The sequence below is a fragment of the Denitrobaculum tricleocarpae genome, assembly GCF_007004665.1.
GTDB lineage: Bacteria > Pseudomonadota > Alphaproteobacteria > Kiloniellales > Kiloniellaceae > Denitrobaculum > Denitrobaculum tricleocarpae.
The window spans coordinates 396,058-409,865 of sequence record NZ_ML660052.1 but is presented as its reverse complement, the minus strand read 5'-3'; the positions used below and the strand labels follow the sequence as shown (position 1 = coordinate 409,865).

The 13,808-nt window shown below is 58.8% G+C and carries 12 protein-coding genes; 8 read left to right on the top strand and 4 right to left on the bottom strand.

What is annotated here, in order from left to right; all coding sequences use genetic code 11:
* Positions 1-102 precede the first annotated feature (102 nt).
* From FKG95_RS01830 to FKG95_RS01810, 5 genes are all read left to right on the top strand, one after another.
* Positions 103-1,158: a TRAP transporter substrate-binding protein gene (locus FKG95_RS01830; RefSeq protein WP_142894591.1), complete on the top strand. Its 1,056-nt coding sequence runs from the start codon at positions 103-105 to the stop codon at positions 1,156-1,158.
* Positions 1,159-1,259: 101 nt separating this feature from the next.
* Entirely contained in the window at positions 1,260-2,729 is a 1,470-nt protein-coding gene (locus FKG95_RS01825; protein WP_142894589.1) for a M81 family metallopeptidase, read from the top strand.
* Entirely contained in the window at positions 2,729-3,784 is a 1,056-nt protein-coding gene (locus tag FKG95_RS01820) for a D-TA family PLP-dependent enzyme (protein WP_142894587.1), read from the top strand. Before FKG95_RS01825 ends, FKG95_RS01820 begins: the two co-directional genes overlap by 1 nt.
* A 119-nt stretch (positions 3,785-3,903) precedes the next feature.
* Positions 3,904-5,247: a mechanosensitive ion channel family protein gene (locus FKG95_RS01815; protein ID WP_142894585.1), complete on the top strand. Its 1,344-nt coding sequence runs from the start codon at positions 3,904-3,906 to the stop codon at positions 5,245-5,247.
* Between the two features lie 123 nt (positions 5,248-5,370).
* Entirely contained in the window at positions 5,371-5,559 is a 189-nt protein-coding gene (locus FKG95_RS01810; protein ID WP_142894582.1) for a hypothetical protein, read from the top strand.
* Between the two features lie 45 nt (positions 5,560-5,604).
* Here the strand turns inward: FKG95_RS01810 and FKG95_RS01805 are convergent, their stop codons facing one another.
* Positions 5,605-7,824, bottom strand: coding sequence for a HAMP domain-containing methyl-accepting chemotaxis protein (locus FKG95_RS01805; protein WP_142894580.1), 2,220 nt, complete (start codon positions 7,822-7,824; stop codon positions 5,605-5,607).
* A 516-nt stretch (positions 7,825-8,340) separates the two neighbouring features.
* Here FKG95_RS01805 and FKG95_RS01800 point away from each other — a divergent pair.
* Positions 8,341-9,045: an RraA family protein gene (locus FKG95_RS01800; protein ID WP_142894578.1), complete on the top strand. Its 705-nt coding sequence runs from the start codon at positions 8,341-8,343 to the stop codon at positions 9,043-9,045.
* A 71-nt stretch (positions 9,046-9,116) separates the two neighbouring features.
* Here the strand turns inward: FKG95_RS01800 and FKG95_RS01795 are convergent, their stop codons facing one another.
* Complete coding sequence (locus FKG95_RS01795) at positions 9,117-10,295, bottom strand: M12 family metallopeptidase (RefSeq protein WP_142894576.1); 1,179 nt, start codon at positions 10,293-10,295, stop codon at positions 9,117-9,119.
* Positions 10,296-10,610: 315 nt separating this feature from the next.
* Here FKG95_RS01795 and FKG95_RS01790 point away from each other — a divergent pair, with 315 nt between their 5' ends.
* Positions 10,611-11,009 carry a cupin domain-containing protein gene (locus FKG95_RS01790; protein ID WP_246116650.1) on the top strand — a complete coding sequence of 133 codons (399 nt, stop codon included), beginning with the start codon at positions 10,611-10,613 and terminating at the stop codon, positions 11,007-11,009.
* Between the two features lie 110 nt (positions 11,010-11,119).
* Here the strand turns inward: FKG95_RS01790 and FKG95_RS01785 are convergent, their stop codons facing one another.
* Positions 11,120-11,782, bottom strand: coding sequence for a CARDB domain-containing protein (locus tag FKG95_RS01785; protein WP_142894572.1), 663 nt, complete (start codon positions 11,780-11,782; stop codon positions 11,120-11,122).
* Between the two features lie 201 nt (positions 11,783-11,983).
* Between FKG95_RS01785 and FKG95_RS01780 the strand changes: the two genes are divergently transcribed.
* Positions 11,984-12,298 carry a DUF6665 family protein gene (locus FKG95_RS01780; protein WP_142894570.1) on the top strand — a complete coding sequence of 105 codons (315 nt, stop codon included), beginning with the start codon at positions 11,984-11,986 and terminating at the stop codon, positions 12,296-12,298.
* 65 nt (positions 12,299-12,363) lie between these two features.
* On the opposite strand, the gene FKG95_RS01775 is transcribed toward FKG95_RS01780, so the two are convergent.
* Positions 12,364-13,791: a multicopper oxidase family protein gene (locus FKG95_RS01775; RefSeq protein ID WP_142894568.1), complete on the bottom strand. Its 1,428-nt coding sequence runs from the start codon at positions 13,789-13,791 to the stop codon at positions 12,364-12,366.
* Positions 13,792-13,808 lie beyond the last annotated feature (17 nt).

Below are 13,808 nucleotides of genomic sequence, written 5' to 3'. Positions count from 1 at the left end.
ACGAACATCCGGCGACGATCTGCCGGGAAGATTTGTGCCGGTCATCCGCGACCAGACCTTTAAACGGTCGCTAACAAGAGACATCTGAACGGGAGGTATGAAATGAAAGCCTTAAAGTTTCTCGGTGCAGCCATCGCGGCCTCAGCTCTACTCGCGAGTGCCGGCGGGACCGCCAGTGCCCAAAGCAAGACCCTCAAATTCGGCCACGACAACAAGGCAGACCCCTTCGAGAACCCGGCTCACGCCTGCACGGCGGTCTTTGCCAATATTGTCGAGGCCGATACCAACGGTTCCATCAAGGTCGAGGTCTTCCCCTCGAATCAGCTCGGCTCCGCGAAGGAGCATGTGCAGATGGTGCGCGACGACGTGATCCAGGCCACGCTGACTTCGACCGGTGCGATCGCATCCTACTATCCGCGCATCGACGTCCTGAACCTTGCCTTTGCCTTCGACCACAACGCCGCCACCTACGATGTCTTCGACGGTCCCTTCGGGAACGCCCTGGCCCGCGACATTGAAGCCACGCTGGGCGACGTGGTGGTTGCAGGTTTCCCCGATACCGGCGGCTTCTTCGCGGTCACCAATTCCAAGCGTCCGATCAAAACCCTGGAAGACTTCGAAGGCGTGCGCATCCGCACCATGACCTTGCCGTCGCACCAGAAGATCATCCAATCGCTGGGCGGTGAAGCCTATCCGCTGGCTTGGGGCGAGGTCTATTCGGGCCTGCAGACCGGCGTGATCGACGGGCAGATGAATCCGGTCCCGATCATTTCCTTCGCCAAGTTCGCTGAAGTGCAGAAGTACATGACCCTGACCAATCACCTCTTCTCGCCCTATACCCTCATGCTTTCGAAAAGCTTCTGGGATGGCCTGAGCGACAGTGAGCAGCGGACGATCCGCTATGCTGCCGAGTCTTGCGTCACCGCCAGCCGGGGTCTCAGCCGTATCATCGAAGGTTCCGATAGAGGTCTCGCCGGTCTGATGGATAAGATCGAGGTCTCGGCCCTGTCCGCCCAGGACCGCGACAAGTTCAAGGCCGCCGCACAGCCGGTCGTGCTCAAGCACGTGGAGGAAACGCTTGGCAAAGACGGCGTGACGCTCCTGGAGATGTTCCAGGAGGAAGTCAGCAAAGCCAACGCAAAGCGCTACATGCAGTGAGCATTATGCAGTGACCATTCTGGCCGGGGGTTGCGTCTGCATTGGCGCGGCCTCCGGCAGCTCTGCACAACCCCTTACCCTCACGACAACGAGGATCTGAAATGCGCATTTTTTGCGCTTCCGTGGCAACAGAGACCAATACATTTTCTCCCCTGAAAACGGATATGACCGACTTCGAGGAGAGTTTTTACGCCGCGCCGGGCGAACACCCGGAAACACCCACTCTCTGCAGTGCCGTCTTTCCGGTCTGCCGCCGCCGCGCCCGCGCGGAGAACTGGACTCTGATTGAGGGCACGGCCACCTGGGCGGAACCTGGCGGTCTGATCAACGCAGCAACCTGGGAATATCTGCGTAATGAGATCCTGGAACAGGTGCAGGCGGCCCTGCCGCTCGATGGTATTATTCTGGGACTGCACGGTGCGATGGTCGCGCAAACCTGCGACGACTGCGAAGGCGATCTGCTCTCACGCATTCGAGAGGTGGCCGGACCCGATGTGGTGATCGGCGCCACGCTCGACCCCCATAGTCATCTAACCCGGAGGCGCCTTGAGGCAGCCGACATTCTGATCGCTTTCAAGGAATTCCCGCACACGGATTTCGTCGATTGTGCAGAATCCTGCGTGGACCTAACCTTGCGGGCTGCCCGTGGTGAAATCAAACCCCGCCTCTCTGCGTTCGACTGCCGCATGATTGAGGTCATGCCCACCAACGCAGAGCCGATGCGCGGATTTGTCGACCAGATCAAAGCGCATGAAGGCCGCGGCTCCGTCCTTTCGGTTTCCATCATCCATGGCTTCATGGCCGCCGATGTCCCGGATATCGGAGCCCACATCATGGTCATCACTGATGACCATCCCGAACTCGGTGCGTACCTGGCAAGAGACCTCGGCATGCAGCTTTTCGATTTTCGCGGCCGGACCAAGCCACAGTTACTCAGCGCCGGCGAGGCTCTCGAACAGGCTCAAAACGCGCCTGGTGGTCCTGTGGTCATCGCGGACATCTGGGACAATCCGGGCGGCGGTGTCCCCGGGGATTCGACAATCCTCACAAAATTGGCGCTGGATCGGCAGATGACCTCCCTGGCAGTGGGCAGCATCTGGGACCCCATGGCCGTGCGCATTTGCATGTCAGCGGGCGAAGGGGCCCGTCTGTTCCTGCGCTTCGGCGGCAAGACCTCGGCAACCGCGGGCGCACCCATCGATGCGGAGGTGGAGATCTTCAAACTTGTCCGCAACGCGGAACAGAGCTTCGGTCAGAGCCGCGTTCCCCTGGGAGACGCCGCCGCGATCCGGGTTGACGGCATTGAAGTCGTCTTAAACTCGGTCCGCAGTCAGGCCTTTTCGCCAGATCTCTTCTCCAATCTTGGCATCGACCCGAGCGCCCGTAAGATCCTGATCGTAAAATCAACAAACCACTTCCGGGGCGCTTTCGAAGCCCTTGCCTCCGACATTCTTTATGTCTCCATCGAGGGTCTTTACCCCAGCAATCCCCTGACCAACGGCTACAGGAAACTGACACGCCCGGTCTGGCCGATCGTCGAGAACCCGCATGCCGAACTGGAGAGCGCTTAGTGTTTGACGAATTGGAAACACCCGCGGTTCTGGTCGATCTGGATGTCGCCACGCGCAACATCCTTCGATATCAGAACTACTGCAACGAACACGGCCTTACCCTGCGTCCGCATATCAAGACCCACAAAACACCTGAGTTTGCCAGGCAGCAAGTCATGGCCGGCGCGGTCGGCATTACCTGTCAGAAGATCAGCGAGGCCCGGGTCATGGCCGAAGCCGGCCTCGACGATATTCTGATTACCTACAACATCGTGGGCGCATCGAAGCTCGCAAAGCTGCGCGCGCTCTCGAACCAGGTGAGACTCTCGGTCACAGCCGACAGCCTTTTCGTGATCGACGGGCTCAGCGATAGCTTTGAAGACTCACCCGAGCCTCTGAGCGTCCTGGTCGAATGTGACACCGGTGCATTGCGCTGCGGTGTCACCGAACCATCGGATGCGATCACGCTGGCTCAGGCGGTTGAGCGCGCCGCGGGCCTCTCCTTTGGCGGGCTGATGACCTATCCTGCCGTCGGCGGCACCCAAAATGTGCAGAGTTGGATGACGGAAGCGCTCGCGCTGTGCAAAGAAGCCGGTCTCGACTGTCCCCTCGTTTCCAGCGGCGGTTCGCCGGACATGTGGACGGCACATCATGCACCCGTCGTGACCGAATACCGGGTCGGAACCTACATCTACAACGACCGCTCTCTCGTGGAAGCCGGTGTCTGCAGCTGGCAGGATTGCGCACTCACTGTGTTGGCCACCGTGGTCAGCACCCCGGCCCCTGACCGTGCCGTGATTGACGCAGGCTCGAAAATTCTGACATCGGACCTGCTGGGCCTCGAAGGGCATGGCCACCTGCTTGGCCGCGATGATCTTTCCGTCCGATCTCTGTCTGAAGAACACGGCTGTATCACCGCAACAGAGGGTGCAACCGGGCTGGCAGTCGGCGAGCGTATGCGGATCGTGCCAAACCATTGCTGCGTCGTCAGCAACATGGTCGATCGTATCCTGCTGCACCGGGGCGACAGACTGGAAGGAGACCGTAAGGTTGCAGCCCGGGGCTGCGTCGCCTGAAATCCCACTTCCTACCGTCCCGGACTGCGACTCGCTCCCTTTGCCTCCCTTGGTCTATACTCACCTTTAAGATGGATAGGAGCCGGCGCTAACCCGAAGACAGAAAGAAAGACTTAGGGATGCAGGAGTTTTTCGACATAGCCCCCCTGGTGGATTGGCTGAGCGCCGCATACCAATGGCTAATCGAGCATGTCGCGGATCCCTGGAACTTTCTTCAACTCGTGCTCCTCGCTCTGCTTTATCCCCTGGCCCGTTTCGCCGCCCGCCGCCTCGGTCCGCTTCTTGAAGCCCGCCTCGCCAGCCTGACCGTTCGACCCGGTCTGGCGGCACTCTTCCGCGCGCTTCCTTCTCTGCTGGCACCCGTGGTGTTTTTAATTCTGCTCTGGTTTGTGATCGGCATTATGCAGGAGATGACCTGGCCCAGCCGGAGCTACCTGCTGCGCATTGTCGCCAGTCTGATGACGGCCTGGATCGTCATCAGACTCGGCTCGACCTTCATCCGCAATCCGGTGGTCGCCAAAACCCTGACCCTGGGGGTCTGGACCCTGGCCGCCTTGAACATCACCGGACTGCTCGGCCCCGCGATTGAGGTGATGGACGCCCTCTCCTTTAACGTCGGTGGCCTGCGCATTTCGCTCCTGACGGTGGTCAACGGCATGGCATCGCTGGCTCTGCTGCTGTGGGGCGCCTCGGCCTTGTCACGGATTCTGGAGGCCCGCATCAACCGCCTGCCGGACCTGACGCCATCGGTTCAGGTTCTGCTCGGCAAGCTGCTGAAGATCACGCTGCTGACCCTGGCGGTCGTGATCGCCTTGAACTCCGTCGGTATCGATCTCACGGCGCTTGCGGTCTTTTCCGGCGCAATCGGTGTCGGCATCGGTTTCGGGTTGCAGAAGGTGGTCTCCAACCTGATCAGCGGCGTGATCCTGCTGCTGGACAAGTCGATCAAACCCGGAGACGTCATCGAGCTCGAAGACACCTTCGGCTGGATCACGTCTCTGGGCGCGCGTTATGTCTCGGTGGTCACCCGGGACGGCAAGGAGTACCTGATCCCGAACGAAGACCTGATCACCCATCGGGTGGTCAACTGGTCCTTCAGTAACGATCTCGTCCGCCTGGAGATTCCATTTGGGGTCGACTATAGCTGCGACCCCCATGAAGTGCGCCGGGTTGCCAGGGAAGCCGCCGCGAAATCGCCCCGGGTCTCCGACGAGACTTCACCGGTCTGTCACCTTGTTGGCTTTGGGGACAGCTCACTTGATTTCCTGCTGCGCTTCTGGATCAAGGATCCCCAGGCCGGTGTGGTGAACATCAAGGGTGAGGTGTTGCTCGCAGTTTGGGATGCCTTTAAGGAACAGGGCATCGAAATCCCCTATCCGCACCGGAAAATGATTTTGCAGGAACCCATTATCGTCAAGACGGCGCCAGAAGCTCCCAACCCGCTGGAAGCCTCCACCTCGTAGCATCGTTTTCCTCCAGCCCAAGGCGCATCCGCACGCAGTTGTGAACGGCTCCTCCTGTGCCTCGGCCTCAGGAGCAGGCAGGATCTCTTAAAACTGGCTATTCCGTTTTCAGGGAGATTGATCATGCAGTTTCTTCGAAACTTGGGTTTTGCGGCACTTTTGATTGCGCTGGTTTTCCCCTATCAGGCAGCCCTTGCGCAAAGCGGTGACACCAAGCGTGAAATCACCCGGATCGCCGGGTCAATCGGCAACGCTGGCGCAATTGATCGGGTTTCGCCACCCTTGAATGAAAACGGCACCTGCGGATCCTGAGATGGATGCGCGGGTGCCGTCTTTTAAAGCCGTTCTGCGGGCGGATCAGGCTGCGCGAAGCGTCGCCAGGAACTTCTCCAGTTCGCTGCGCAGCGTATCGGACTGCGTGGTCAGTTGACCAACGACGTCGACCACCTTGTTTGCCGCGTCACTTGACTGCTGGGCCGCTGCGTTGACCTCAACGATATTGGTCGAGACATCCTGCGTACCGGTCGCCGTGCGCTGGATGTTCTGCGCAATCTCGTGGGTCGCGGCATTCTGCTCATCGACCGACGAAGCAACCTCAGTCGTCATCTCGCTGATGCGCGCCATCGCCTCGACCACTGCCTCGATCTCGGTCACGGTTTTCTGGGTCGATTCCTGCATGGTCCCGATCTGCTGGCTGATTTCCTCGGTTGCCTTGGCGGTTTGGTTCGCCAGAGACTTCACTTCGGACGCCACAACCGCAAAGCCCTTGCCGGCTTCCCCGGCGCGCGCCGCCTCGATAGTGGCATTCAGGGCGAGCAGATTGGTCTGTTCGGCAATGTCGTTGATCAGACTGACCACATCGCCGATCTTCTGCGCACCCTCGGCCAAGCCTTTTACCGTGACATTGGTCGATTCAGCCTGTCCCCTGCCGGTCGATGCCACGCTCTTGGCATCCCCGACCTGACGCGAGATTTCCTGGATCGATTTGGAAAGCTCTTCCGCGGCGGAGGCCACCGTTTGAGCGGTAACAGTCGCCTCTTCAGAGGCCGTTGCGACAGTGCCCGCCCGGCTGGTCGTTTGCTCGGAGGCTGCAGAAAGCGACTGTGCCGTCACCTTCATCTCGGTGGCCGCACCACCGACGCCATCCACAACGCTCTTTACGCTGGACTCCAGATCATCCGCCATCTTCAAGGTCGCCTGGCGTTTTTCTTCCTCGGCCCGTTTTTCGGCCACGGCCTGCTCTTTGCGCAGACGCTCGGTTTCGATGCCATTTTCCTTAAAGACCTGCACTGCCTTGGCCATAGCACCGATTTCGTCTTGCTTGTCCAGAGCAGGGACTTCGGCGTCCATGTCGCCGCTGGCGAGACGCTGCATGGTTCCGGTCATGCGATTGATCGGACCGACGACAGTGTTCTTGATCACGAACATTAGAGAAACCGAAACCGCAAGAAGCAGAAGGAGCACGCCGATGACAACGGTCTGCGCGGTCGAGACCACGGCTGCAGCCGTCTCGTCGGCCGAATCACTGATTGCGTCGGCCGCTTCCGCGACGATGTCAAGCGCAGACGCAACCCGGTCCGCATCGCTCTCCATCAGCTCCGTGGCTTCGTCCGCCTTGAACTCGGCCTCAAGCATGTCCCGGTGCGTGTCAAAGAGCTGCTCCGGCTCCTTGGCGGTCGAAACCCAGACGTTGAACGCTTTGATCAGAGTTTCGGCGTCCGCCTTGTCCTCTTCCGACTCGGCCAAGCGCTCGAGAACCTCAAAATGAGGCGTAGCCTTTCCTGCCGTTTCGCTGAAGCTATCGAGCAAATTCTGGAGTTTGGTAGGATCTTCAATGGCCATGTATTTCCGCGCGAGGGACTCCATCTCGATCACAAGCCGCTGCAGCTTCAGGGCCGCTTCAACGGCGGGATATTCATTTTCGAAGAGATTGCCGAGCACAGCATTGACATCCGCGGCTGAAGCCGTACCGGTGGCTTCGAGACGGTCGCCTTCGTCTTCCGCCTTGGCCATTTCCTCTTCATTCTCCACGGCGAATTCATCGAGCATGATCACGAGCTCGGAACCGGCGATGTCGAAGGCATCGAGCAATTGATCCGATTTTATTTCCTCTTCAAGCTCCGCGGTATGGAACTGGATCATTTCATTGCCGTGCTGCATGAACTCGTCGTGTTCCTTGAGGACCTCATCCAGCTCCACCAGCAGAGCTTCATCGGTCACCAGCCCCTTGAGCTCCTCGAAGGTCGCTGAAAACTCCACCGCCATCTGGGCAAATTCCTCTGCCAGACTGGCAACATCGCTCAGTTCCTCGTCGGCGATGATCTCCTCCGCGATCTTGTTCGATTCCCAGATGTTGGCGATCAGGTCATCGGACGTTTCGACGGTCGGCGCGGCGACATCTGTGATGCCATTGAGGGTATCCTCAATCGATCCGATATAGAACAGCCCGACACCGCCGGCGATAAAACCGAGCGCGATCAAACCAGCCAGGCCTGAAAACAGCTTTCGCGAAACCGTCAGGAACGACATCGGCTGATCGGAACCCTCTAAACTCTTTGCGTCATTTAATTCAGTCACGACACCACTCCAAGTAAGTGCGATATATTTCAGAAGTAAATTTCATTCCTGATAAAACAAAACTAAAATTTCTTTTCCGTTAAAAAATAGAAATACCATTTTTTGAGGTATATCAACGCAACCATGAATTCAGTTTCACTTCATTTTTGCATAGAAAATAGACGTTTCTCTTTATAAGTCCGTGCATGAAGAGAGAGTTCATTGCTCCTTACACGCCCTTTGCGTGTGAACTCTAGAACTATCACGAAACAGTAAGCCTCGGTCTGGCCGGAAACCGGCCGGGAATGGACCGGGATGAGACCCTGTGATGCGATCGCGGTTAATCCGAGAACCACCAGGAAAGAGCGGCACTCCAGCTCATACCAAGAGGCACTTCCGCTGCCGAATATGCAGGTGTATCGTCACGAGGGACTTAGCTTCAGAACGAAGGCCGGACCCCAGGCTGAAAGTCTTGATTGATAGCTCGCCTGGCAAATAAAGACGCAAATCAAAAAACGGAAACCGCAGGGACACCTCATGCCCCCATACAGTAACGACGACGAACTCTTCACACTTTTACGTAGCGAGCTCTTCACGGCCGTGGTCGGCGACATCCTCGATAAGCTCGGCTTTCAGCACCAATTCCTGCCGGCCGGGATCGCGCCGCTGAAGAGCGGCATGACGCTCGCAGGCCGGGCCATGCCTGTGCTGGAGGCGGATGTCTTCGAGGATAATCGAAAAGGCACGGGTGAAGCGGGCCGGGGGCCCCTCTCGGGAAAGCCCTTCGGCCTGATGCTGGAGGCGCTGGACGACCTGAAGCCAGGAGAGATCTATGTCGCCACCGGCGCATCCCTGCGCTATGCGCTCTGGGGCGAACTCATGTCGACGCGTGCGCAGCACCTAAAAGCCAACGGCGCGGTTCTGGATGGTTACCTGCGCGACGCGGACGCCATTGAGGCGCTTGGCTTCCCGGCTTTCTGCCGCGGGGTTTACGCGCAAGACCAGGGGCCGCGCGGCAAAGTCGTCGACTTCCGCTGCGGTATCGAAATCGGCGGCGTCTATATCGAGCCTGGCACGCTCCTGTTCGGCGACCGTGAAGGCGTCTTGACCATCCCCAAGCCAGCGGAGGAAGAGGTCATCCGCCTGTCGCTCGAAAAAGCCGCAGCCGAAAACAAAGTCGGCGAGGCGATCCGGGCGGGCATGGGCGCTGTGGAGGCTTTCGAAACCTTCGGCGTGATGTAGGCGCTGAGATGTACGCACCATGATTTAGGCGCCCGCTTGCCCGCGCGCTTCGCTATATCCCAGCACAGGTCTTACCACATCATCAGCACGCCCTCGCCCTGCTGCTGCGCATGGTAGAGCCTGACCCGCACGATGTAGCGACGCCCCTTGAAGAGGCGTTGCCGGATGTTCGCATTGAGCGATGACCCGCTGTCGTCGTCCCCTTCCAGGTAACGCGGTGTGCCATTGATCTCTTCAAACAGGACCATCACAGTATCCATCTGACCAAAAGTCTGGATCGTGTATTTGCGGCTGCGCGTGGGTTCGATCACATAGTTGACCTGTTCCCCTGCACCGATCCGCAGACGCTGAGACTGATAGGACTTGAGTGCAGGCATCCGGTTGATCGGCGGATAGAATTTACGGACGCGGTCGATGTCGACCTTTGAGAGACCAGGCGCCGGGATCAGATTTTCAGTCTGAAAGCGCTCGGGTTGTGTGATTAAGCCGGCAGCGAACTGATAATGCATGATCGAGTCTTTGTCCCAGCTCGAACCCTCCACCAGAGCCGGGTTGATCTTGCGCAGAATATTGTGGCGGATCTGCCCTTCGTTCCAGTTGTTGGGCGGGCCCGAAAAATAATCAATCACAGCCGGCTCGTTCCAGACAATGCCGGCATTGGGGTTTTGGTGTTCGTGCGGATAGCCGCAGGCATGACCGATTTCGTGCAGGGCCGTGTCGCGTCCATAGGGCGTGGTCACATCCCAGCCGAAATTCATGGTGCGCTCGGTGGGGTCCGACGCATGATCGATCGCGTCGCGGCCGACATAAGACCAGGCCCCCGCCCCACGCTCAAAGCCGATACGAATCTCGGCTTCCTGCGGGTCGTCGGTCTCCTGGAACTCCAAGCCGATGCCATGGCTTTTCCACTCGGCAAAGGCAGCGCGCACTGCATCTTTTTGCGCCTCGGACCCCCGCCAGCGGGTCGGGCTATCAAAGAAGTAGTAGTTCAAGACCGTGCCGTTGACCCATTTCTTTTCAATCGAACGAATGAGCGACAAACGGAAAGGATCGATACCGTCGTCGATTGGCCGCAAGGGCGCTTCGGGAACCGCACAGGCTGCAATGTCCTTCCGATACTCTGGCTCATACTTAGCGACCGACCTGCTGCTGCCGCGCGCCGCCCTGGCCTTGTAGGTCCTCGACTTCGTGGACACCCGGCTCTTGCTTGCAGGCTTGCGTTTCGACGTGGTCTTTGCTTTGCGTGCCATAACATCTCCCAGGGCTTAAAGTTTCATTTGTAGACTTACAATAATATTAACCATGTTTACTTTCCACCTTTAATTTGGAAGCGGTGGTCGGGAGTGACTCATGGAATTTCTGTGGCCTCCATGAGCAATAGTTGGCACCGTCTGTTACATCGCTCCAAAGCGTGCGAACCTTATTCCGGTGGACGGGCAGTATGCGCCCGGGAAACGGCCTCTACTGTCATGTCTCCCGGCACGGTATGATCTGACGTCACCCGTATGCCTCGGGATCAAAAGGGCAATCAGTTGGGTCAATCAAACAGGGAAGGAAAAAGACCCGTGGACGGAGATCATCAAAAGTATCCGGACGGCTTTTCAGTCAGCCACAGCAAAGATACACCCTTCGCGCCGGACGGCCTGCGAGCCTTTTTCGAATACCGGGACCTGGGCATCCGGGCCGCGACCAAAGGCCGGTTCGGCGCCCATGTCATCCGCGCTCGTCCCGGAACCGGGGCCGCACCGCAGTGGCATCGTCACAGCCTCGAATTCCAAATGGTTTACGTCACCAAGGGCTGGGTCGAGTTCGAATACGAAGGTGTCGGCGAAGTCCGTTTGGAGGCCGGTTCCTGTGTGCACCAGCCGCCGGGTATCCGGCATCGCGAGCTGGCCCATAGCGACGATATGGAACTGATCGAGATCACCTTGCCTGCGGACTTCGAGACCACACCGGCAGACTGAAAGACCAGCAGACTGAACGACCAGCAGACCGAACGGCGAGACCGGGCAGATGAAACGAAAAGATCGCCGGCAACCTCATCAAGGTCACCGGCGATCCATTCGGAAATATTTTAGCCACGTGGCTTAGAGCTTGGTTTGGAGCCGGGCTTAGGACGCCGCGGATCTTTCCGGGTGGCACCGTGATCCTTTTTGAGGGTCCTGTTCTTAATCTTACCCGGTCCTATATGTCCGTCGCCGTCGCAATCCAGCTGCACGTTGAACTTGACCGTGTAGTTGTTGTTGCTTTCCTTCATCTCGGCGACCTGTTTTTCGGCGTCCATGAATACCTTGACCGTATTCATGCCTTCCTTCAGATCGATCCTCCACTTCCGGAAATTGGTCAGATACCCGACCGGAACAGAAGCAGGCGCGAAGGCTTCGGTGTGAACCAGTGCGTTGCCGCGGTAGACTTTTGTGACGAAAGCACCATGATCCGCGAGTCCTGCGTTTTTCGGCTGCAGATCCATCTGCTTGAAGCGGCACATGTTGTTCTGCGGGCCGGCCTGGGTCATCTGAACGGATCCCGCGTGATCCAGAATAACGGTACCGCCGTCAGTCCATTTTTTTAAGGCCAGATAACCGACGGCTGCCGTGATATCCGGCTTTCCGACGGAGACGCCGCCGACACCTTGGGGGGTGTTTCCGGCCTGCACGCTGGCAACACCGGGCAGAACGATCGAAAGGGCGAGTGCAGCCGCGGTGGCACGGCTTGCGATTTTCAGGTTAACGGGCATATTCGAAACCTCATTTGTTTTGTTAACCCCAGAGAGCGGGGGTTTCGTGAGGTAGTCGCCCGATAGGCAAAATCGGTTCAAATAATCTGTATGTAAGTGTCGTCCGGCACGTCGTTAAAACCTGTAGCTCATTTCAAAATTATTCTTTAAGAACAAACAGAAAATACTATTTCATGCTAGAAAAACCAACGCGAGGATCCAATGTCGCTCCGTTTGCCGCAGAGCCTGTTCCAGACTTCTCAGCTTGAGACCGGTGCAAGTGTTCTGGATGGCGAAATTCTGGCCGAGAAGGCCGCCGCCCTCGGACACGCGGGAAAGCGGGCGGAGGAAGCATTGCTTCACTTAAGGAACTATTCAGGCCCAAAAGACGACCGTGCCGTCATCCTGCAAGCGGCCATCGACGCCGTCTACGCCTACTTCATCCAACGCGAGCTTTGCGGCTTTCCAAACCATGATGAGCCCATAGCCCACTACGGAATTCCTGCAGAAGTGCTGGTCAGGCTTGGGGCCAGATAAGTCGGATTAAAAGACCTTCCGAACCGGCAGGCCGGCACCAACGAAAAGTCGGCACCGGCAAAACCTCATCCGGCCTGCCTGGTGACCTGGAACCAGGTCTTCATCCCGGCGGCCTGATGCTCCAGCATGTGGCAATGGATCAGCCACTTGCCCGGATTATCGGCGACGAAGGCGACGGTCACTTTCTCATTTGCGGCCACCAGTTCCGTATCCCGCCAGGCGCCATTATCGACCGGCTGTCCGTTGCGCGCCATCACACGAAAATGGTGACCATGGATGTGCATGGCATGAGGCCAGGCGGTTTGATTATCGAATTCCAGGACGACACTGCGCCCGCGCTGGATACGCGCAAGGGGGATATCCGTCATTCCGGCGACGCCGTTGAGCGCCCAGACCTGTCCTTCGGCCACCAATTCCCGGATCGAGAGCTCCCGGCCGTCAAAGACTGCAGAACGCATCGCCCCCATAGCCCCGCCTTCCATGACAAGGTCGAGTTTCAGGGGGTCCGACAAATCAGGACGCGGCAGGTTGTTTGTCGGCAAGCGCGGCATTTCCCTGCCCGCCATGCCATCCGCAGCAACGCCGTTGCAAAGGAAGCTGCCGATCTCAACGCCCTCCTGACCGGTGACTTCCAGGATCTGCACGCGATCGCCAGGCTCCAGGAAAACATCCAGCAGAAGGTCCGCGCGCTGCGCGGGCGCCAGGGTCAGACGACCGGAGAAACCGATCTCCCGCACCTCAGGCAGGGGCTGACCGTCCAGCGCAATCACCAGCGGCGCCAGTTGATCGAGCTTTAAGGTGACGATCCGGGCATTGGCGCAGTTGATCAGGCGCAGACGCAAGCGTTCGCCGCGCTTTACCTCCAGCTGCGGCGCCGAGGCGCCGTTGATGGTCAGCCAGTTGCCGAGCCGCCCGCCGTGACTCCAGTCGCGCAGAGACCCGAAAGACTCAGCATGAACTTGCCCGTCTTCGCCCAAGCGCCAGTCGTCGATCACCAGCAGCATTTCCCGGTCCGCCGGCAGAGGATCGTGTTCCTCAATGATCAGAGGGCCGTAGAGGCCACGCGCCATCTGCTCCCAGCTTTTGTTGTGCGAGTGATACCAGTAGGTCCCTGCATCCGGCGCAATAAAGGAATAGTCGAACGAGCCGCCCGGAGGCACTACCTCCTGGGTCAGGCCGGGCACACCGTCCATGGCGTTGGCGATGCGGATGCCGTGCCAGTGGGTCGAGGTCGGCTCGGGCAGATTGTTGCGCAGCCGGACCTGGACCGGCTCGCCTTGGCGCGCCCGGATCACCGGACCGGGGGAGCTTCCGCCGTAGGCCCAGAGTGCGGTGGGCGGCCCCTCGGTTCCCAGCAAAGACGCGCGCGCCGGTCCCGCCTCAAGATCGAAAAACCCGTCATCGTTCTGCGCGGCCAGCCGCCAAAACGGCGCCGCAATCATCAGACCGGCACTCGCCACGGATGCGGCCAAAAAGCTCCGGCGTTTTACCATGACTTCACCACCTTCCC